The organism is Lysinibacillus sp. NPDC098008, assembly GCF_044760715.1.
Taxonomy (GTDB): domain Bacteria; phylum Bacillota; class Bacilli; order Bacillales_A; family Planococcaceae; genus Lysinibacillus.
The window spans coordinates 39,828-62,014 of record NZ_JBIWBA010000002.1 but is presented as its reverse complement, the minus strand read 5'-3'; the positions used below and the strand labels follow the sequence as shown (position 1 = coordinate 62,014).

Genomic DNA, 22,187 nt, shown 5'->3' with positions numbered 1-22,187 from the left:
TTGTAATGGAAATAAATAAACAATGAATTCTATAACAGATTTTAATCAAAACTATTTATTTCATTCTTCAAAAATGTTATATTTATGAACGATTAGTAGGAATGTTGTACATCAGATGTCTGATCTCTGATTTTGGTGGTGATATATGTGACTATTAAAGCAGATCATCGTCATCTCTATCTTCAAGTAATTGATCGTTTAAAATCTGATATTGAGGCTGGTATTTTTAAAGAAAATGAAAAGCTGCCTTCAGAGTTTGAATTATCGAAATCACTAGGAGTCAGTCGAGCAACACTTAGAGAAGCACTTCGACTGTTGGAAGAAGAAAATGTAATTGTGCGTCGACATGGGGTTGGGACTTTTGTTAATCCTAAGCCGTTGTTTACATCAGGTATTGAGCAGTTATCAAGCATTTCTTCTATGATCGAGGCAGTAGGTATGGAGCCAGGCTCGCGTTTTTTAAAGGCGACTGAGCACATACCTTCTGAGGAAGATTTAAAACGCTTCCAATGTGATGGCGAAGATAAAATACTCACAATTGAACGTGTCAGAACAGCGGATGGCGACCCAGTAGTTTACTGTATAGATAGACTACCAGCAAGCTTTTTGCCTACTGACTTTGTTGAAAAAAAAGAAGTTTCACTGTTCTCTGCTCTTGAACAATCTGGGAAAATTCATGTTGCTTATGCGATTACCTATATTGATCCAGTCGGCTATCATGAACAAGCTTCACCGATTTTAAACTGTGGACGTGAAACAGCTCTTTTAGTGTTAAAGCAATTGCATTACGATGACCATGATCAAGTAGTGCTCTATTCAAAAAATTATTTCCGGGCTGATAAATTCAGCTTCCATGTAGTTCGTAAACGGGTGTAGAACATTTCTAAATTTTTTCCTGCTAATTACAATACCTTTGGGGGGTTAAAAACATGAAAAAACGTAAATTTGGTTTAGTATTAACATCAGTATTAGCGGCAAGTGCTATTTTAGGTGCATGTGGTGCAAAAGACGACGATAACGCTGCAAAAGACAATGACAATGCTTCAGGTGGTGGCAACACAGAAGAGGCTTTCTCAGTAGCGATGGTTACGGACGTAGGTGGCGTTGATGATAAATCATTCAACCAATCTGCATGGGAAGGTGTTCAAGCTTATGGTAAAGAGCACGGTTTAGAAAAGGGTGACGGTGGTTTCGACTACTTACAATCAAAATCAGATGCAGACTATGATGCAAACTTAAACTCATTAGTACGTCGTGACTTTAATTTAATTTTTGGTATTGGTTATATGATGGAAGATGCGATGGCTGCTATTGCGGATGAAAATCCAGATGGTCAATTCGCGATTATTGATGCAGAAGTACCAGCAGATAACGTTGTATCAGTATTGTTCAAAGAGCAAGAAGGTGCTTTCTTAGCTGGTGTTGCAGCTGCTAAAATGTCACAATCAGGTAAAATCGGTTTCGTAGGTGGCGTAGATATTCCAGTTATTAATCGCTTTGAAGCTGGTTTTATTGAAGGGGCAAAAGCTGTAAACCCTGATATCATTATTGAAGATAAATATACAGGTGCGTTCGATAAAGCCGATGTTGGTAAAATTACAGCAAGCAGTATGTATTCTTCAGGTGTTGATGTAATCTTCCACGCTGCTGGTGGAACTGGTAATGGTGTATTCTCTGAAGCAAAAGAGCGTAAGAAAAAAGACCCTGATGCAAATATTTGGGTAATTGGTGTAGATGCTGACCAATACGAAGAAGGTAAAGTAGATGAGGAAACAAACGTTACTTTAACTTCTATGTTAAAAGGTGTTAATACAGCAGTAGTAGATATTTCAAATAGAGCAAAAAATGGTGATTTCCCAGGTGGAGAAACACTTGTATACGGTTTAGCTGAAGATGGCGTTAAACTTGCAGATTCTCGTGGTGCGATTCCAGAAGATGTACAAGCTGTAATCGATGAATATAAAGAAAAAATTGCTAAGGGTGAAATTGTCGTTCCAGAAAAAGTGGAAAAATAATTCATCTGTTAATCATCATAAGGGACTTGTCGAAGGACCTTATGATGATTTTTCAATCTATCGTTATATTTAGATTATTTGCAATTCTCTATTTGATTTAGATGAACCGTATAGAGGTAGTCATAATGAAAACATATTGATGGTAACAAGTTAATAGAAGAAAGGTTTCTAACGATGACCTTTCCTGTATTAATTTAGCAAAACACCTACCTCTATAGGTGGGCTTAAATCAGTGAATAAAGTATAGCCTCAAGTAATGAAAGGAGGCACAGGAGTTTGTTAGCTAGTGCTGCATCTATGCAACGATCTTGCTAAGCCTTATCCATTTCAAGCACTGGACGTATTGCTAATCTGTACCATCAGTCATTGTAGCGGCAGATACTATACGCTAAGGCAAAAATACTTACTATATAGTGCCTATTAAGGGAGTGACAAAATTGGAATATGTGATTGAAATGCTAGGAATCCGTAAAGAATTCGGTCAGTTCGTGGCGAATAATAACATCACCCTCCAACTGAAACAAGGCGAAATCCATGCATTGCTAGGTGAAAATGGTGCAGGTAAATCGACTTTAATGAACGTTCTTTTTGGTTTGTATCAACCAGAAGGTGGCGAAATCCGTGTTCGTGGGAAGGCTGTTAAAATTACAAACCCGAATATTGCCAATGACTTAGGAATTGGTATGGTGCACCAACACTTTATGTTGGTAGAGAATTTTACGGTAACAGAGAATATTATTTTAGGTTCTGAACCTACTAAAATGGGCATTGTTAATATTAAAGATGCGGCAAAGAAAGTACAGGCACTTTCTGAAAAATATGGCTTAGATGTTGATCCATATGCCAAAATTGAAGATATTACAGTTGGGATGCAGCAACGCGTTGAAATTTTAAAGACATTATATCGTGGTGCTGAAATTTTAATTTTTGATGAACCAACAGCATCTTTAACACCACAAGAAATTACAGAATTAATTCAAATTATGCGTCGCCTTATTGCAGAGGGGAAATCTATTATTTTAATTACCCATAAGCTAAAGGAAATTATGGAAGTATCCGATCGCGTCACAATTATCCGTAAGGGTGAAGGAATCGGTACAGTTGTAACCGCTAACACAAACCCTAATCAGCTTGCTGAAATGATGGTTGGTCGTCAGGTTGAATTTAAAACAGAAAAAACAGATGCAAGCCCAACAAAAGAAGTATTGTCCGTTGAGAATTTAGTTGTAACGGATTATCGTAATATCGATAAAGTAAAAGGTCTTAACTTAAACGTTCGCAGAGGCGAAATCGTTGGTATTGCGGGTATTGATGGTAACGGTCAATCTGAATTAATCGAGGCTATTACAGGTTTACGCAAAGTGAAAAGCGGTACTGTGAAGTTAAATGGTCAGGATATTACAAATTTAAAGCCTCGTAAAATTACAGAGGAGGGCGTTGGACATATTCCACAAGACCGTCATAAGCATGGCTTAGTATTAGACTTCCCGATTGGCCATAATATTGCACTGCAAACATATTATCAGCCTCCTATCGCCAAAGGCTTTGTCATGGATTATAAAAAGGTATCGGAAAAAGCTCGCCAAATTATTAAAGAATACGATGTGCGTACAGGGAATGGTGAAATGACTCCAGCACGTGCGCTATCTGGTGGTAACCAGCAAAAGGCAATTATTGGGCGTGAAATCGATCGTAATCCAGACTTATTAATTGCAGCTTTACCAACTCGCGGTCTTGATGTAGGAGCTATCGAGTTTATTCACTCGCGCCTTATTGAGCAACGTGATAAAGGCAAGGCTGTTCTATTAATCTCGTTTGAATTAGATGAGGTTATGAATGTATCAGATCGTATTGCTGTTATTTATGATGGTCAAATTGTGGATGAGTTAAATCCAAAAGAAACAACCGAACAAGAGCTTGGCTTACTGATGGCTGGGCAAAGTAAAAAAAATAACAAGCATGGTGCGAAGGAGGGGAACGACTAATGTCAAATCGTGTCATTAATATTCTCGTTCCTATCATCTCTATTATTATCGGTTTAATCGTAGGTGCTATCGTTATGGTAGTGAGTGGCTATGACCCAGTACAAGGTTATATTGCTCTTTGGACAGGTATATTTGGAGATTCATATTCAATTGGGAACACAATTCGTCAAATTACACCGTATATATTGGCAGGTCTTGCAGTAGCATTTGCTTTCCGTACAGGGCTGTTCAATATTGGGGTTGAAGGGCAGCTTATTTTAGGCTGGCTAGCAGCAGCTTGGGTAGGATATGCATTTGAACTACCTAAAGTGATTCATTTACCATTAGCATTATTAGCAGCAGCAGCTGCAGGTGCATTTTGGGCCTTTATTGCAGGCTTCTTAAAAGCGAAATTTAAAGTCCATGAAGTAATTGCGACAATTATGCTGAACTATACTGCGCTTTATATTGCGAACGCAGTCATTAAAAAATTGTCGGATGGTGGCTTTAAAACAGAACGTGTTCTTGAGTCAGCTTCATTGCGTTCTCCGTTTTTAAGAGAGCTTACAGACAACTCAAGCCTTCACTATGGGATCATTGTTGCACTTTTAATGGTCGTAGTGATGTGGTTTATTTTAGAAAAAACAACGCGCGGGTATGAGCTAAAGGCGGTAGGCTTTAATAAAAATGCTGCTGATTATGCAGGTATGAGTGTTAATAAAAATATTATTTTAGCCATGACAATTTCAGGTATGTTTGCGGGTCTTGGTGGTGCAATGGAGGCGCTAGGTACTTTCCAAAATGCATCGATTAAACCAGGCTTTACAGGAATCGGTTTTGACGGAATCGCTGTTGCCTTGCTTGGTGCGAATACACCACTAGGGGTAATATTCGGAGCTTCTCTTTTCGGTTCATTGAAATATGGTGCTCTTAATATGCCAAATGCTGCGGGTATTCCAGAAGAAATTGTATCCATTATTATTGCATTAATTATCTTCTTTGTGGCATCAGGCTATATTATTCGAGTAGGCTTACAAAAGCTGAGCAAGAAAAAGGAGGGACAATAACATGAGCTTTTTAGAAATGTTATATTTCATCATCCCTTCAGCGATTCTTTATGCAACACCTTTGATATTTACTGCTATCGGTGGTGTATTCTCTGAACGCTCTGGTGTTGTCAACATCGGGCTAGAAGGCTTAATGATTATCGGTGCTTTTATTGGTATTTATGTTAATTTAGAATATGCTTCATCACTAGGTGCAGCAACAACTTGGATAGCAATGCTAGCAGCTGTTGTAATCGGTGGGATTTTCTCACTTTTCCATGCGGTTGCTTCCATCTCCTTCCGTGCCGATCAAACGGTATCTGGGGTAGCTATCAACCTATTGGGCTTAGCTGTTTCAGTCTTTTTAGTAAAAATGATTTATGATAAAGGTCAAACAGATATGATTACGCGACCAATCGGCCGTTTTGGTATCCCTTATTTAGAGGATATTCCATTCTTCGGTCCGCTATTGTTCCGCGATGTATATAGTACATCTATTTTAGCCTTTGCAGTAGCAATTGGTGCATGGTTTATTATTTATAAAACACCATTTGGTTTACGTCTTCGCGCAGTTGGTGAGCATCCAATGGCAGCAGATACAATGGGGATTAATGTTAATAAAATGCGCTATATTGCTGTTGTGATTTCTGGGGCATTAGGTGGACTTGGCGGTGCAGTCTATGCACAAACAATTACACATGACTTTTCACACGCAACAATTGCTGGGCAAGGCTTTATGGCAATTGCAGCAATGATTTTCGGGAAATGGCATCCAATTGGTGCATTAGGTGCAGCTCTATTCTTTGGATTGGCACAAACATTAAGTATTGCAGGAAGTCAAATTCCAATTATCGAAAATGTACCAGCTGTCTATCTGCAAATTTTACCATATGTACTAACAATCCTTGCGTTAGCAGGCTTTATTGGTAAAGCGAATGCGCCAAAGGCAAGTGGACAACCCTATATTAAAGGGAAACGCTAAGAAATTATAAGAAAGGCTGAGCGAACAATGCTCAGTCTTTTTGCCATGTCAACTTAGCCAATTACATATATTTTTTAATTTTTCCATACATACTTTGGATTCTTTTTGCAATTATAGACAATAGACATGTATAGTATGTGTAGTACATCGTTATATTAAGAAGGATAGGAGGGTTTTATATGTTTAAAACAATACCTTTTGCAAAAGGTGTCAATTTGCATATCCGACAAACGACCCAATTTAAAACTGTAAACTTTTCAATTAAATGGAGAAGAGCATTAACAGCTAAAAGTGCCTCAGAGCGTACAGTATTAACAAATGTATTACAGCATAGTAATGCTAAATATAAGACAACGGCTGCTTTTCGAAGCTTTTTAGATGACTTGTATGGCACTGTGCTATATTTTGATACATCAAAGCGTGGCAATGAACATACAGTGCTGATGAATGTAGAAACGGTGAACGAGCATTATTTAGCAAACGCAAGTGTGTTAAACAATGTACTTGATTTATTGCACACAGCCATTTTTGAGCCAAATTTAGAAAATGGCGTTTTTAAGGCATCGATTGTAGAGCGTGAAAAGCAAACCGTTATTCAACGCATTGAATCCATTTTTGATGATAAATCTCGTTTTGCACAGTTTCGTTTACAGCAAATTTTAAGACCAAATGAGCCAGCCTCTATTTCAGCCAATGGTAGTGTAGAGGAAATTCAAAAAATCACACCTGCCTCGTTATTTGAAGCATATCAATCAATGCTTGCTAATGATAAAATCGATATTTATGTCGCTGGCGATATTAATGAAGCAGAAATTGTAGCAAAATTACAGCAAGCGCTACCATTTAAAGATCGTACGCCAGAGGAAGTGCCAGCAGTGCTTCCACAAAAGCATCCCGAGCAAGACTATGTTCGAGAGCAGCATGAGATGAAGCAAGGGAAATTGCATATTGGCTTTAGTACATCCGTTAAATTTGGCGATCCAGATTTCGCTAAAATGCAAATTTTTAATGGTATCTTTGGTGGTTATCCACATGCTAAATTATTTATGAATGTTCGTGAAAAAGAGAGCCTTGCTTATTATGCATCAAGTGCCTATGCCTCACATTATGGCTTAATTTTCGTTGTTTCTGGCATTGAGCCGAAAAATGAAGAAAAAGCATTGACATTAATTAAAGAACAATTAGCAGCTATACAGGCAGGAGATATTTCCAATTTAGAGCTGGAGCAAACAAAGGCAATGCTCACAAATCAATTAAAAGAGTCTTTAGATTCTGCGCGTGGACAAATTGAAATTTTCGATCAATATAAAAATTTACCTGAGGAGTTCTCTGTGGAAGCTTGGGCAAATAAGTGGAAAGCTGTGACGAAGGAAGATGTTGTGGAAATGGCAAAAACAGTGCAGCTTGAAGCGGTCTATTTCTTATATGGAAAGGAGCAAGCCGCACAATGAAAACAATTGAATTTAAGCAATTAGATGAAACACTTTATTATGAAAAGCTAGCGAATGGGTTAGATGTTTATATTTTACCGAAGAAAGGCTTTTCCAAAACATTTGTCACATTTACAACTAAATATGGCTCTGTCGATCGTACATTTGTACCGATTGGTGAAACAGAAAGTGTGACAGTACCAGATGGTATTGCCCATTTTTTAGAGCATAAAATGTTTGAAAAAGAAGATGGAGATGTTTTCCAAAAGTTTAGCGAGTACGGTGCCTCTGCCAATGCCTTTACATCATTTACACGCACGGCTTATTTATTTTCATCGACTGACAATATTTATAAAAGTACAGAAACATTATTAAATTTTGTGCAGGAGCCATACTTTACAGAAGCGACTGTTAACAAGGAAAAGGGTATTATTGGGCAGGAAATTACGATGTATGATGACCAGCCTGATTGGCGTTTATATTTTGGGACAATCGAAAATATGTACCATCACCATCCAGTAAAAATTGATATTGCAGGGACAATTGAATCCATTGATGGGATTACAGCAGACCATTTATATACATGCTACAATACATTTTACCATCCATCCAATATGTTACTATTTGTGATCGGCGCAGTGGAGCCAGAGGAAATGATGACTTTTATTCGTGACAATCAAGGAAAAAAAGAATTCCCAGAGCCTACACCAATTCAACGCTTCTTTGATAAAGAGCCAACAGATGTGGCGATTAAGGAACGTACATTAAAGATGGATGTGCAAAAGCCTAAGGTATATATTGGCTTGAAAGCAAAAGACACAAATCTATCAGGTCAAGAAATGCTAAAGCATGAGCTAGCTGTTCAAATTGCGCTTGAGCTTATATTTGGGCGTACCTCTCATTTTTATGAGCACGTTTATGAGGCAGGCTTAATTGATGAAACATATGCCTTTGATTTTACCTTAGAAAAGGGCTTTGGCTTTGCCATGATTGGTTCTGATTCCACGGAGCCAGACCAATTAGCACAAACGATCATAGCAGAATTAGCAAAATATGAGAAAGATGCTAAGTTTGAAAGCGCTGATTTAGAGCGAATAAAGCGTAAAAAAATCGGCTTCTTCTTACGTGCGCTCAATTCAATTGAGTTTATTGCGAACCAATTTACACGTTATTCATTTAATGACATGAATTTATTCGATGTCGTGCCAGTGCTTGAAGCGTTAACAATTGACGATTTGTATAAGGCATTTGCTTCGATTCAAGGCGAATCTCAACAAACAATATTTAAAATTTTACCAACGAAGCAGGATGTACAATGAAAAAATTTGCGCTTATATTAGGTGCATCAGGTGAGATTGGGCATGCTATTTGTCGAAGTTTAGCAGAAGATGGCTGGTCTATCTATCTGCATTATTCCCATAACGTGCAAGCGGCACAGACGTTATATCAATCCCTCTCTAAAGATTTCCCTGCACAGGAGTTTATGCTTGTACAGGGGGATTTTTCAACATCCACTGGTGCTGATAGCATGGCAGCACAAATTTTTCATGTGCAGGCAATTGTTTTTGCAAATGGGCAAGCGCATTATGCACTGCTTGAAGATACAGCTGTGGAGGATATGGATGCATTATGGCGTGTCCATGTGCAAAATCCAATGCGATTAACGGCTTTATTGTCCGCAAAGCTTCGCAAGCATAATGTTAGCTATGTGCTATTTATTGGCTCCATTTGGGGTGAAGCTGGCTCAGCAGGGGAAACATTGTATGCCACTGTTAAGGGAGCGCAGCATGCCTTTGTTAAGTCCTTTGCCAAGGAAGCGGCATTATCTCGTATTCGGGTCAATGCAATTGCTCCAGGCTTTATTAATACAGCTATGAACAGCCATTTAAGTCAACAGGAGCTCAATTATATTTTGGAAGATATTCCACTAGGCGAAATTGGGCAAACAAAGGATGTAGCTGAAATGGTGCGCTTTTATTTATCAGGCAAGGCTGATTATGTAACAGGACAAATTATCCGATTAAATGGTGGTTGGTACATATAATATTCTCTTTTGCACATACTACATGTGTAAAGGAGGAGGAACATATGACGATTTTAGAAAACTGGCAAAAATGGACATCGTTTTTAGGACAAAATGTCATGCAAGCGGAATCGAGCGGTATGCCAAAGAAAATGATTCAACAAGCTGCCGTACAAATCGGTGAATATTTGGCGACAAATGTCGATCCTAAAAATGAGCAAGAGCGTGTTTTGTCGGATTTATGGGGCGTTGCCTCTGAAGATGAAAAGCATGCGCTGGCGAATTGTGTCGTAAAGCTTGTACAAAATAAGCATGTGCAATAACAAAAGAGGAGAGCCTATCTCCTCTTTTTTCTATACAATTTCACTGAAAACGAGAACGTATGTAAGCATATCAGCTATGCATCTAAAAAAATTAGTAAGTTTTTAAAAATAACGCTATAATTCCGTGCATTCTAACTTTCCATTACATAAAAAATCGGCTATGATGGAACTTATAAAGGATTTTTTACGTTAACTAATAGGAAGGGAACGAGTGTGTTTGAGCGATTGGTACTTTGAATATGAAATTCAGGTGAATCGCCCTGGATTATTAGGAGATATTGCTTCACTTTTAGGGATGCTTCGTGTCAATATTATTTCAATAAATGGTGTCGATAAGGATCGACGAGGTATGTTAGTGCATACAGACAATGATGAAGCGATTGAGCGTTTTCGTACAATTGTTTCGACAATGGAACATATTAACGTAACCAAATTTCGACAACCAAAACTTCGTGACCGACTAGCGCTTAGACATGGTCATTATATTCCTCGAGATGCAGACGAAAAAAATACATTCCACTTTGTGCGAGATGAACTGGGAATTTTAGTCGATTTTATGGCAGAGCTCTTTAAAAAAGAGGGACATAAGTTGATTGGTATACGTGGTATGCCCCGTGTAGGGAAGACCGAGTCTGTTGTTGCAGCAAGTGTTTGTGCCAATAAAAAGTGGATTTTCTTATCATCCACAATGATCAAGCAAACCGTTCGTAATAAACTTGTGGGGGATGAATTTAGTAGTAACAATATTTTTATATTAGATGGGATTGTAACACGTCGTTCATCTGATGAGCGGCATATGCAATTGGTGCGTGAAATGATGAATATGCCGTGCATCAAAGTTGTAGAGCATCCTGATATGTTTGTTCAGCATTCAGAATATAAAATAGAAGATTTTGATTATATTATTGAACTACGTCATCACGTTGATGAAGAAATTACTTATGAAATAATGGAAAAAAATCATATGTCCGAATCTGATTCATTTGGAGGATTTAATTTTTAATTTGATGTTAAAGTAGGTGTTATTAGTGGCAGAATTAGGGACTCGACTGAAAGAGGCGAGACTGTCTAAAGGCTACAGTTTAGACGATTTACAAGAAATAACGAAAATTCAAAAACGTTATTTAGTAGGAATTGAAGAAGGCAATTATTCCATTATGCCCGGTTCGTTTTATGTACGAGCTTTTATTAAGCAATATGCAGAGGCTGTTGGTCTAAACGCAGAGGAAATTTTAGAAACATATAAGAATGAGCTGCCAAGTACACCAAATGATCAAGTAAGCCAATCAATAACAAATAGTCCTAGTAGACGTAAGGTAACAAAAGGCCCTTCCAATAAAATGATGGAGGCTATGCCAAAAATTATTGTCGCTTTATTTATTATTGTTATTATTGTTATTATATGGGTGCTATGGCAATCCAAAAATAATGCACAACCAAATGAGGTTGACAATTCGACTCCTGAAATGGAGTACGATACAAATGTTAAACCAATTGATAGTGAAAAAGATAAAAAAGACAACAAAAATGAAGATACGCAAACAGATGACAAACAGGATACAGATGCTAAAGAAGAAACACCAGCTGATGAAGAACAACCTGAAGATGAAGAAACGAAGCAAACAATTTCCGCGGGTACTGTTGAAGCAGATGGAGCAACAACCTCTTATACGTTAACAGGTACAGATACATTGAAACTTCGCATTGAAGTTTCAGGTCCTACATTTGTTGGGATTCGTAACCAGCAGCAACAAGAATTATTAGCAGATACGCGTGTTTATAATGCTGGAGAAGTAGTAGAGTTTGATGCTACTGCTGAAAGCTATGTGCGTATTCGCCTTGGTAATTCAACGCAGGCTAAAATCTTTATTAATGACGAGCCATTAACGTATGCACAGCAAGTTGTCACGCAAAATATCGTCATCAATTTCAATAAAGAACAGTAGTCATCCTATGGTGACTACTTTCTTTCATCATGAAAGGTGTTAGAAAAATGAACATTCCAAATAAAATTACCATCTCTCGAATTTTACTTATTCCATTCTTTGTTATTGTTATGATGTTTGATTTTGGTTGGGGAACATTGACACTATTTGGTGCAGAGATGCCAGTCCATCATTTTGTTGGAGCGCTTATTTTTATTCTTGCTTCTACAACTGACTGGGTGGATGGTTACTATGCACGTAAATATAACCTTGTCACAACATTTGGGAAATTTTTAGACCCGCTCGCTGATAAATTGCTTGTATCAGCAGCTTTTATTTTAATGGTAGAACTAAAGATGGCACCAGCTTGGATCATCATTCTTATTATTAGCCGTGAATTTGCAGTAACGGGCTTACGACTAATTTTGGCAGGTGAAGGAGAGGTCGTTGCAGCCAATCAGCTTGGCAAAATAAAAACATGGGCACAAATTGTAGCGATTGCAGCGGCTCTTTTACACAATACCATCTTTACACTTATTGGTATTCCATTTGATATCATTATGCTTTATATTGCATTGTTCTTTACACTTTGGTCTGGCTGGGATTATTTCTATCTAAATCGACGTGTATTACTTGAGTCTAAATAAGAAAGGTCTTGTGTATCATGAATGCTGAAATTCTTGCGGTTGGCTCAGAATTATTATTAGGTCAAATTACAAATACAAATGCGAGATTTATCTCCAATCAATTATCAGAGCTAGGTATAAATGTTTTTTATCATACTGTAGTGGGTGATAATGCACAGCGTTTAGAGCAAGCGATTGCAGTTGCAGAATCTCGTGCAGATTTAATTATTTTTTCAGGTGGACTTGGTCCTACAAAGGATGATTTAACAAAGGAAACAATTGCTCGTCATCTTGGCGTGCCACTTGAGCTGGATGAGGTTGCTTTAACATATATTGAGCAATTTTTTGCCAAACGAGGTCGTCCAATGACGGACAATAACCGTAAACAAGCATTAGTATTAGCAGGCAGTGAAGTGCTTGCCAATCATCATGGCATGGCACCAGGTATGATTTTTAAAAAGGATCATCGCACTTATATTTTACTGCCGGGACCACCAAAAGAGCTAGAGCCAATGTTCCAATTTGAGGCAAAGCCAAAGCTTGCAGCTATGTTAAATGATGGGGGAACAATCGCCTCTCATGTTATGCGTTTTTATGGTATTGGTGAGGCGGAGCTTGAAGTACGCGTTCAAGATATTTTAGATGCTCAAACAAATCCAACTGTTGCACCGCTTGCCTCAGACGGTGAGGTAACATTACGCGTCACAGCTAAAGCACCAACAGAGCAGCAGGCACAACAGCTAATTGACGCCAAAGTTGCAGAGATACAGGCACTTGTTGGCGACTATCAATATGGTGTCAATGATGATTCGCTTGCCTCTAAAACAGTTGAAATGCTACTGGATAATAAGCTAACAATTGCAGCTGCGGAAAGTTTAACAGCTGGATTATTTCAATCAGAGCTTGCGGAAATTCCTGGGGTGGGCAATGCATTAATCGGAGGCGTTGTTACCTATACAGCTGATGCGAAAGTAAAACAGCTTGGTATTTCAAAAGCGCTAATTGATACACATGGTGTTGTCAGTAGTGAATGTGCAGCGGCAATGGCAAGTGCTGTGCGGGAAAAATTCGCTACAAATATTGGGATTGGTTTAACAGGAGAAGCTGGTCCTACAGCACATGACCATCAGCCAGTAGGCACAGTATGGATTGGTATTGCGATTAACGATGAGGAGCCTCTTACATACTTGCTACATCTATCTGGTATGCGGAATACAAATCGACTGCGTGCAGTGAAGTTTGCATGCCATTATTTAATGCAGTTATTAGAAGAGCGTGGCTATACAAAGCGTTATTAAAAATAAACTAACAAATAGGAATTTGAGTAGAGAAAAACTGCTCAAATTTTTATTTTGAAGAAAAATCGAATAAATGTTCGCTTTTTTCTTGCGCGATTTCTCAAAAGCAAGTATAGTAGAGATAGATAATAACTAATGAACAGTTTTTGAAGGAGGAAAATAAATGAGTGATCGTAAAGCAGCCTTAGAACAGGCGTTAAAACAAATTGAAAAGAATTTTGGTAAAGGTTCCATCATGAAGCTTGGTGAAAAAACGGATTTAGAAATTGCCACATCTTCAAGTGGCTCATTAGCACTTGATGCTGCATTAGGTGTAGGTGGTTATCCACGTGGACGTATTATTGAAGTATATGGTCCTGAATCATCAGGTAAAACAACTGTTGCACTACATGCTATTGCTGAAGTACAGGCAACGGGTGGACAGGCAGCGTTTATTGACGCAGAGCATGCATTAGACCCAGTGTATGCACAAAAATTAGGGGTTAATATTGATGAGCTATTATTATCGCAGCCAGATACAGGTGAGCAAGCACTTGAAATTGCAGAAGCATTAGTACGTAGTGGAGCCATTGATATTATCGTTATTGACTCTGTTGCAGCATTAGTACCAAAAGCTGAAATTGAAGGAGATATGGGTGACTCTCATGTCGGCTTACAAGCACGTTTAATGTCCCAAGCTTTACGTAAGCTTTCAGGAGCGATCAATAAATCCAAAACAATTGCTATTTTCATTAACCAAGTCCGTGAAAAAATTGGTGTGATGTTTGGCAATCCAGAAACAACACCTGGTGGGCGTGCGCTTAAATTCTACAGCTCCGTGCGTTTAGAAGTTCGTCGTGCAGAGGCAATTAAGCAAGGGAATGATATTGTAGGGAACCGCACAAAGGTTAAAATTGTAAAAAATAAAGTAGCACCACCATTCCGTACAGCTGAAGTAGATATTATGTATGGAGAAGGGATTTCTAAAGAAGGTGAAACAGTCGATTTAGGGGTAGAATTAGATATTGTACAAAAAAGTGGTTCTTGGTATGCATATGGTGATGAGCGCCTAGGTCAAGGACGCGAAAATGCGAAGCAATATTTAAAAGAAAATGCTGCTGTGATGGAGGAAATTGCAAATAAAATTCGCTCTTCTTACGGTATTGCTGCTGCTTCTTATACAATTGCCGCGCATGACGAAGAAGAAATGGATGAAGAATTAATGTCACTTCTTGAAGAAGAATAAGCTAATGCATTGCTCTTGCACGAAAAAGCAGGAGCAATGTATTTTTTTTGTGAAAAATTTGTAGCGATATAATCGTTCTATTGAAAGGTGATGTTGTCTATATTGCTGAATTTTTGCGTAGAATATAGTAGAAGCAACACTAAAATACGAGTTAGCTGCAAATTCAACAACTACACGAGCTTGTAAGAAAATATTTCTTATGTACTGGTTTTAACGAAATGCTAGTAAACATAAAATATTTTCTAGTGTAAAAGTATTAGGCAAAATATTCACTTGATGGATAGGACTTACTTTTTTTAGTTGGCAGGTGAATAGACACCTGACTCTCCTTGACAGCGCTTAAGGCTAGTTATACAATAAAATATGTATAATTTCTGAATTATGACTTTAAATAGGCAATACATTTGATTATATCTTCATTAAATAACTATCTTTCATGAAAGCGATATTACAACTTTCAAAGCTTCCTAGTGAAGTGACCATTGTTGTAATTCCTTTCCAGTGGATGGCTCTATTCTGCTGGATGAAGATACACCCTTTGTGAATAGAATGGATGAACAAAAGTTCCTTGTTGTTCACAAGGCTTATATTGATGTATGCGCCGACTGAAACTGTATTACCCAAATAGCAAGAGGAGGTGTTCATATGGATGGAATTACTATCATCTCCGCTTTGCTTGGACTCATCGTTGGTGCCGCTGTTAGCTATATCTACATGAAAAAAGTGAATGACTCAAAAATCACTGGTGCTAAACATGTTGCTGAAACAATCGTTGAAGAAGGAAAACGAGAAGCGGAGGCAATGAAAAAAGAAGCACTACTTGAAGCCAAAGATGAAACTCACAAATTTCGTATTGAAGCAGAAAATGACATTCGTGAACGTCGTTTAGAACTTCAAAAACAAGAGAACCGTTTATTGCAAAGAGAAGAGAATCTTGACCGCAAGGATGATGCTCTAAATAAGAGAGAAGCAGGCTTAGAGCGTAAAGAACATGCTCTAGCTGAAAGACAACAGCATATTGAACAGATGGAGAGCAAAGTGGACGAGCTCGTTGCATCACAAAAAACAGAGCTAGAACGTATTTCTGCTTTAACAAGAGATGAAGCAAAAACAATTATCTTAAATGAGGTAGAAAAAGAGCTAGCGACTGATATTGCAGTGATGACGAAGGAAGCTGAAACACGTGCGAAGGAAGAGTCCGATAAAAAAGCACGTGAAATTTTATCGTTGGCATTACAACGTTTTGCAGCAGATCATGTAGCAGAAACAACGGTATCTGTCGTGAACTTGCCAAACGATGAAATGAAAGGCCGTATTATTGGTCGGGAAGGCCGTAATATCCGTACATTGGAAACATTAACAGGGATTGATTTAATTATTGATGATACTCCAGAGGCGGTTATTTTATCAGGCTTTGACCCAATTCGTCGTGAAACAGCTCGACTTGCACTTGAAAAGCTTGTACAAGATGGCCGTATTCACCCTGCTCGCATAGAGGAAATGGTGGAAAAAGCTCGTCGTGAAGTGGATGAACAAATTCGCGAAACAGGTGAGCAAACAACATTTGAAATTGGTATTCATAACTTACATCCTGATTTAATGAAAATTTTAGGTCGTATGAAATATCGTACAAGCTACGGACAAAATGTTTTAAAACATTCAATTGAAGTCGCATATTTAGCAGGCTTACTTGCTGCTGAACTTGGCGAGGATGTAGCGTTAGCTCGTCGTGCAGGCTTATTACATGATATCGGTAAAGCAATTGACCATGAGGTTGAAGGTAGCCATGTTGAGATTGGTGTAGAATTAGCAACGAAATATAAGGAACATCCTGTCGTTATTAACAGTATTGCTTCGCATCATGGCGATACAGAGGCAACCTCTGTTATTGCAGTATTAGTGGCTGCAGCTGATGCATTATCAGCAGCTCGTCCAGGTGCACGAAGCGAAACACTTGAAAATTATATCCGCAGACTGGAAAAGTTAGAGGAAATTTCAGAAAGCTATGATGGCGTAGAAAAATCTTATGCGATTCAGGCTGGTCGTGAAATCCGTATTATTGTACAACCTGAAAAAATTGATGACCTAGCTTCCCATCGACTTGCACGTGATATTCGCAAACGCATTGAGGAAGAATTGGACTATCCAGGTCATATTAAAGTGACAGTCATTCGTGAAACACGTGCTGTGGAGTACGCGAAATAATATTGAAAGTTAGAGGTTTCTTTAGATAAATATCTGGAGAGCCTCTTTTTTACTGGAAAAGCTTAATTGCTTAATAAACTGCCTAACGTTACAATTAAGGATGTTATTTGAAGCCGGTTATGAAATAAGCCTTGCTGATGGAAAAAGGCATAAGGGAAAGAAAGAGTGGTTAAAAAATGAAGGTTTTATTTATTGGTGATATTGTTGGTTCAATTGGTCGAGATGCAGTGGAAAAATATTTACCTCGCTTAAAAAAGAAATACAATGCTGATGTGGTCATTGCAAACGGTGAAAATGCAGCGGCAGGGCGTGGCATTACTCATAATATTTACAACAGCCTTTTACAAATGGGTGTAGATGTGATTACAATGGGCAATCATACATGGGACAATAAAGATATTTTTGATTTTATTGATGACGCAGATTATTTAATACGCCCTGCTAATTTTTCGAGCGAGGCTCCAGGGAAGGGCATGGTGCAAATTGCTAAAAACGGTGTGACATTATCGGTGATTAATTTACATGGTCGTGTCTTTTTACCTCCACATGAAGACCCATTTGCGATGGCTGATTTGTTGATCGAGGAAGCTCGCCGAACATCACCACTTGTCTTTGTGGACTTTCATGCAGAAGCGACAAGTGAAAAGATTGCGCTTGGCTGGCATTTAGATGGTAAGGCTTCGGCAGTTGTTGGCACACATACACATGTGCAAACAGCCGATGCAAGAATTTATCCAAATGGTACAGCGTATATTACAGATGTCGGCATGACAGGTCCGTATGATGAAATTTTAGGCATGACGAAGGATAGTGTGATTTCTAAATTCCAAACAAATATGCCAACTCGCTTTGAAGTGCCGAAAAAAGGACGTGAGGTATTAAGTGGCTTCTTTGTAGAGATTGATGATAAAACAGGGAAGGCTAGTCACTGTGAACGTATTTATATAAATGACGACTATCCGTTTCAAGGATAAATAAGTCGAAGTTTGTTGGTTTACAACTCTTTTAGTGGGATACAGGATTCTTAGTCTATTTCCTTCTTGTGGAGCATAAAATGTGCTACGGACAATAACTTGAGGTCCAAAAAGGGGGACATGAGTTGTTGAGCGTAAACACTATTCGCGAAACGGGGAGGAATAATTGTGGATTCATTAAAAGTATCATCACGCTCTAATCCAAATTCAGTTGCAGGTGCATTAGTCGCGGTAATCAGAGAAAAAGGGCAAGCAGAAATGCAGGCAGTCGGGGCAGGTGCACTTAACCAAGCCGTGAAAGCAGTGGCCATTGCACGCGGATTTGTAGCGCCAAGTGGCACAGATTTAATTTGCGCGCCAGCGTTTGCTGATATTTTAATTGCTGGCGAAGAACGTACAGCCTTAAAGCTGCTAGTGGAAAAACGCATTCGATAAAAAAGTAATGAAGTAAAATGCCTTGTCACATAATAATGTGGCGAGGCATTTTTTCGTTTTTTCTTTACATATGATAGATGTCACTTGCAATAGAGGCGTGATTTTGCTTAGATTTGAAAATTACAACTTTTTGAAAAAATTTTCAGTCAAAGGTCTGATTTTCGCCTAAATCATTGAGAAACAATAGTACAGAAGGGTTTCTTCGTGTTAAACTTATGAAGGAAAAATAATAGTATACATTGGATTTAAGGAGTTGTTGACATGTTACATCAGCTTTCGTGGAAAGTCGGTGGGCAACAGGGTGAAGGGATTGAGAGTACAGGTGAAATTTTCTCAATGGCAATGAATCGTTTAGGATATTTCCTATACGGTTATCGTCACTTCTCTTCTCGAATTAAAGGTGGCCATACGAATAATAAGATTACAGTTCGTCCAACAGAAGTACGTGCAATTGCGGATGATTTAGATATTTTAGTGGCGTTTGACCAAGAAACAATCGACGTCAATTATCAAGAGCTAACAAATACAGGTGTTATTTTAGCGGATGCAAAATTTGATCCTATAAAACCAGAAGATTCACAGGCACCATTATTTGCTGTGCCATTTACTGAAATAGCAGCAGAGCTTGGCACTTCATTGATGAAAAATATGGTAGCAATTGGGGCAACAGCTTCATTGCTTAATTTAGATGATGCAGTGTTCCAAAATGTTGTCGATGATATTTTCGGTAAAAAAGGTGAAGAGGTTGTTCAAAAAAATATGGAGGCGATTGCGCGCGGCCATCAAATGATGAATGAGCTTTTAGGTGATCGCGTTGGGGAATGGGAGCTTGCACCAGCAGATGGCAAACGCCGTATGTTTATGATTGGCAACGATGCAATAGCACTGGGTGCAATAGCTGCTGGTACACGCTTTATGGCAGCATATCCAATTACACCAGCCTCTGAAATTATGGAATACTTAATTAAAAAATTACCAAAATTCGGTGGTACGGTTATTCAAACAGAGGATGAAATTGCCGCAGCAACAATGGCGATTGGTGCTAACTTTGGTGGTGTTCGTTCCTTTACAGCTTCGGCAGGTCCTGGTTTGTCATTAATGATGGAGGCAATCGGTCTTTCGGGCATGACAGAGCAGCCACTTGTTGTTGTGGATACGCAGCGTGGTGGTCCTTCAACAGGCTTACCAACAAAGCAAGAGCAATCTGATTTAATGGCAATGCTTTATGGCACACATGGAGAAATCCCTAAAGTAGTTATTGCACCTTCAACAATGGAGGAAGCATTTTTTGATACAATCCAAGCGTTTAATATTGCTGAGGAATTACAGCTCCCTGTTATTTTAATGACCGATTTACAATTATCATTAGGGAAACAATCTGTAGAGCCATTTGATTACAGTAAAATTGAGATTCGCCGTGGTAAGATTGTGACAGATGAGTTGGAAGAAGCGGCAGATAAAGCTTATTTCAAGCGTTATGAAAATACAGACGATGGCATTTCTCCTCGTGTACTTCCTGGTACATTACATGGTATTCACCATGTGACGGGGGTTGAGCATGATGAAACAGGAAAGCCCTCTGAAGCAACAGGCAATCGCCAAATACAAATGGACAAACGCTTCCGTAAGCTTGCACATTTAAAATTTGAACAACCTGTTTATACAAATGCACCATATGATGAGGCGGATATTTTGTTAGTCGGCTTTAACTCAACACGCGGAGCGATTGAAGAGGTGCAGGAACGATTAATTGCACAGGGCATCAAGGTTAACCATGCCCATATTCGTTTAATTCATCCATTCCCATCTGCGGAAGTAGCACCACTTGTAGCGCAGGCGAAAAAAGTGATCGTTGTAGAAAATAACTACACAGGTCAACTAGCCAATATTATGAAAATGAATGTTGGCGGTCACGATAAAATTACGACAATTACAAAATATAATGGTACACCATTCTTGCCAGGTGAATTAGAAAATCGTGTGAAGGAGTTGACTCGCTAATGGCAACATTTAAGGATTTTCGTAATACGGTGAAGCCAAACTGGTGCCCAGGCTGTGGTGACTTCTCTGTACAGGCAGCCATTCAGCGTGCTGCTGCAAATGTAGGCATTGAGCCAAATGAGCTTGCTGTTATTTCAGGGATTGGCTGCTCTGGACGTATTTCAGGCTATATTAATTCCTATGGTTTCCATGGCATCCATGGCCGTGCATTACCAATTGCACAAGGCTTAAAAATGGCAAATCGTGATTTACATGTTATCGCCTCTGGTGGTGATGGTGATGGGTTTGCCATCGGTATGGGGCACACGATTCATGCCATTCGCCGTAATATTGATATTACGTATATTGTTATGGACAACCAAATTTATGGCTTAACAAAAGGGCAAACATCGCCACGCTCTGCAGCAGGCTTTATTACAAAATCGACACCAGGTGGAGCGATTGAACCATCATTAAAACCATTAGAGGTAGCATTGACAAGTGGCGCTACATTTGTGGCACAAGGCTTCTCTACAGATATTAAAGAATTAACAGCTTTAATTGAAGCGGGTATTAATCATAAAGGCTTCTCCTTTATCAATGTCTTTTCACCATGTGTCACATACAATAAAGTAAACACATATGATTGGTTTAAAGAGAACTTAACAAAGCTTGCTGATATTGAAGGCTATGATAATTCAGATCGCGGCATGGCAATGCGTACAGTGATGGAGCATGAGGGCTTAGTAACAGGCATTATTTATCATGATACAGAAACAACTTCTTATCAGGAGAAAGTAACAGGCTACTCAGAGCTACCACTAACAGATATCGATATTAAAATGAGCGAAAACGATTTTAATGAATTAGTAAAAGAGTTTATGTAAAATAGAAAGAGCATTTGGGATCATCGTATCTCAAATGCTTTTTTGCTTAAATCGTGGGTAACAGCCTAAAATTCGTGAGTATTACGCATGGAATCACGGGTAAATGTCTAAACTTCGCAGGTATAATGCACTGAAAGGCGGGTAAACGAAACGCCCAGCATCATGACAAATCGCAGGTGAATGTATTGCTAGAAAAATAGATGGAGTCTATACAAGCGAAGCTTCTTCAAAAAATGCTACAATAAAAGAAAAAAGAGGCGATGACTGTGAATAACGTCATTGATTTTATTGCAAAGAAAAGGGAACGTGAGGAAAGGCAGCGCGCTCAAGATTTGGAGCGTTATGTGGCTACACAGTGTAATTTTCAGCAACCAGAAAATATTGATGCGCTTGTAGAGGATAGGCTAATTGAAGTGAAGGACCACACATTATTTCTTGGCTTTTTATCCATTTTAAAGGATGCGCAAATAGAGCCGATTGCTATTTTTCAGGATGTATTTTCATTAGAGCCTACACGCTTTGAAATGATCTACAATATGAAATGGTGGTCAGTGGTTCAGTTGGCATTTACATTTTTAACAATTTTAAAGGAAAATGAGCCACATACATATGCTCAATTTTTAGGTCTTTCCACATAATCTAGGTAGATAGCGCATACCTAGATTTTCTTTATCTATGGAATGATGGATAGAATGGAAAAACTGAGGGATAGCATGTCCACTTTGACGGATAGAACCACATAATAGACGGATAGCCAACCAACCATATTTAAGTCGAAAACACGACATTTCATGCACAAACCTTGTAGGATATAGCAACTATTCAGTATAATAGTAAAATGGGAATTCA

20 protein-coding genes are annotated in these 22,187 nt (G+C 38.6%); all 20 read left to right on the top strand.

The window, feature by feature from the left end:
• The first annotated feature begins 147 nt into the window (after positions 1-147).
• The 20 genes from ACIQVU_RS02695 (at position 148) to ACIQVU_RS02600 (ending at position 21,976) form a co-directional block, all read left to right on the top strand.
• Positions 148-876: a GntR family transcriptional regulator gene (locus ACIQVU_RS02695; RefSeq protein WP_340804802.1), complete on the top strand. Its 729-nt coding sequence runs from the start codon at positions 148-150 to the stop codon at positions 874-876.
• A gap of 53 nt (positions 877-929) precedes the next feature.
• Positions 930-2,015 (top strand): BMP family lipoprotein, encoded by a 1,086-nt coding sequence (locus ACIQVU_RS02690; RefSeq protein WP_340804803.1) that lies wholly within the window; start codon positions 930-932, stop codon positions 2,013-2,015.
• A gap of 437 nt (positions 2,016-2,452) precedes the next feature.
• Positions 2,453-4,000: an ABC transporter ATP-binding protein gene (locus ACIQVU_RS02685; protein WP_340808538.1), complete on the top strand. Its 1,548-nt coding sequence runs from the start codon at positions 2,453-2,455 to the stop codon at positions 3,998-4,000.
• Positions 4,000-5,046: an ABC transporter permease gene (locus tag ACIQVU_RS02680; RefSeq protein WP_340804804.1), complete on the top strand. Its 1,047-nt coding sequence runs from the start codon at positions 4,000-4,002 to the stop codon at positions 5,044-5,046. Before ACIQVU_RS02685 ends, ACIQVU_RS02680 begins: the two co-directional genes overlap by 1 nt.
• Position 5,047: 1 nt before the next feature.
• Complete coding sequence (locus tag ACIQVU_RS02675) at positions 5,048-6,007, top strand: ABC transporter permease (protein ID WP_340804806.1); 960 nt, start codon at positions 5,048-5,050, stop codon at positions 6,005-6,007.
• Between the two features lie 179 nt (positions 6,008-6,186).
• Positions 6,187-7,458 carry an EF-P 5-aminopentanol modification-associated protein YfmF gene (gene yfmF / locus ACIQVU_RS02670; protein ID WP_340804807.1) on the top strand — a complete coding sequence of 424 codons (1,272 nt, stop codon included), beginning with the start codon at positions 6,187-6,189 and terminating at the stop codon, positions 7,456-7,458.
• Positions 7,455-8,756: an EF-P 5-aminopentanol modification-associated protein YfmH gene (gene yfmH, locus ACIQVU_RS02665; RefSeq protein ID WP_340804809.1), complete on the top strand. Its 1,302-nt coding sequence runs from the start codon at positions 7,455-7,457 to the stop codon at positions 8,754-8,756. The genes yfmF and yfmH overlap by 4 nt, the downstream gene beginning before the upstream one ends.
• The gene (gene ymfI / locus ACIQVU_RS02660) at positions 8,753-9,481 is read left to right on the top strand and encodes an elongation factor P 5-aminopentanone reductase (protein WP_340804810.1); all 729 of its coding nucleotides are present in this window, start codon (positions 8,753-8,755) and stop codon (positions 9,479-9,481) included. The genes yfmH and ymfI overlap by 4 nt, the downstream gene beginning before the upstream one ends.
• A 44-nt stretch (positions 9,482-9,525) precedes the next feature.
• Positions 9,526-9,783: a DUF3243 domain-containing protein gene (locus ACIQVU_RS02655; protein ID WP_340804812.1), complete on the top strand. Its 258-nt coding sequence runs from the start codon at positions 9,526-9,528 to the stop codon at positions 9,781-9,783.
• 217 nt (positions 9,784-10,000) lie between these two features.
• The gene (locus ACIQVU_RS02650; RefSeq protein WP_340808539.1) at positions 10,001-10,786 is read left to right on the top strand and encodes a DUF3388 domain-containing protein; all 786 of its coding nucleotides are present in this window, start codon (positions 10,001-10,003) and stop codon (positions 10,784-10,786) included.
• A 16-nt stretch (positions 10,787-10,802) separates the two neighbouring features.
• On the top strand, positions 10,803-11,729 hold the full coding sequence (locus ACIQVU_RS02645; RefSeq protein ID WP_340804813.1) for a helix-turn-helix domain-containing protein: 927 nt from the start codon (positions 10,803-10,805) through the stop codon (positions 11,727-11,729).
• A 47-nt stretch (positions 11,730-11,776) separates the two neighbouring features.
• On the top strand, positions 11,777-12,355 hold the full coding sequence (gene pgsA, locus ACIQVU_RS02640) for a CDP-diacylglycerol--glycerol-3-phosphate 3-phosphatidyltransferase (protein ID WP_340804814.1): 579 nt from the start codon (positions 11,777-11,779) through the stop codon (positions 12,353-12,355).
• A 17-nt stretch (positions 12,356-12,372) separates the two neighbouring features.
• Positions 12,373-13,632: a competence/damage-inducible protein A gene (locus ACIQVU_RS02635; protein WP_340804815.1), complete on the top strand. Its 1,260-nt coding sequence runs from the start codon at positions 12,373-12,375 to the stop codon at positions 13,630-13,632.
• 163 nt (positions 13,633-13,795) lie between these two features.
• Positions 13,796-14,857: a recombinase RecA gene (recA, locus tag ACIQVU_RS02630; protein WP_340804816.1), complete on the top strand. Its 1,062-nt coding sequence runs from the start codon at positions 13,796-13,798 to the stop codon at positions 14,855-14,857.
• A gap of 645 nt (positions 14,858-15,502) precedes the next feature.
• On the top strand, positions 15,503-17,062 hold the full coding sequence (gene rny, locus ACIQVU_RS02625) for a ribonuclease Y (protein ID WP_340804817.1): 1,560 nt from the start codon (positions 15,503-15,505) through the stop codon (positions 17,060-17,062).
• 176 nt (positions 17,063-17,238) lie between these two features.
• A complete protein-coding gene (locus ACIQVU_RS02620) occupies positions 17,239-18,036 on the top strand; it encodes a TIGR00282 family metallophosphoesterase (protein ID WP_340804818.1) in 798 nt (265 codons plus the stop codon).
• A 168-nt stretch (positions 18,037-18,204) separates the two neighbouring features.
• Positions 18,205-18,471 carry a stage V sporulation protein S gene (locus ACIQVU_RS02615; protein ID WP_004224903.1) on the top strand — a complete coding sequence of 89 codons (267 nt, stop codon included), beginning with the start codon at positions 18,205-18,207 and terminating at the stop codon, positions 18,469-18,471.
• A gap of 261 nt (positions 18,472-18,732) precedes the next feature.
• The gene (locus ACIQVU_RS02610; RefSeq protein ID WP_402893733.1) at positions 18,733-20,472 is read left to right on the top strand and encodes a 2-oxoacid:acceptor oxidoreductase subunit alpha; all 1,740 of its coding nucleotides are present in this window, start codon (positions 18,733-18,735) and stop codon (positions 20,470-20,472) included.
• Positions 20,472-21,338: a 2-oxoacid:ferredoxin oxidoreductase subunit beta gene (locus tag ACIQVU_RS02605; protein WP_340804828.1), complete on the top strand. Its 867-nt coding sequence runs from the start codon at positions 20,472-20,474 to the stop codon at positions 21,336-21,338. The genes ACIQVU_RS02610 and ACIQVU_RS02605 overlap by 1 nt, the downstream gene beginning before the upstream one ends.
• Before the next feature lie 260 nt (positions 21,339-21,598).
• Positions 21,599-21,976, top strand: a complete 378-nt coding sequence (locus tag ACIQVU_RS02600) for a 2-oxoglutarate ferredoxin oxidoreductase subunit beta (RefSeq protein WP_340804829.1) — start codon at positions 21,599-21,601, stop codon at positions 21,974-21,976.
• The last annotated feature ends 211 nt before the right edge of the window (positions 21,977-22,187 follow it).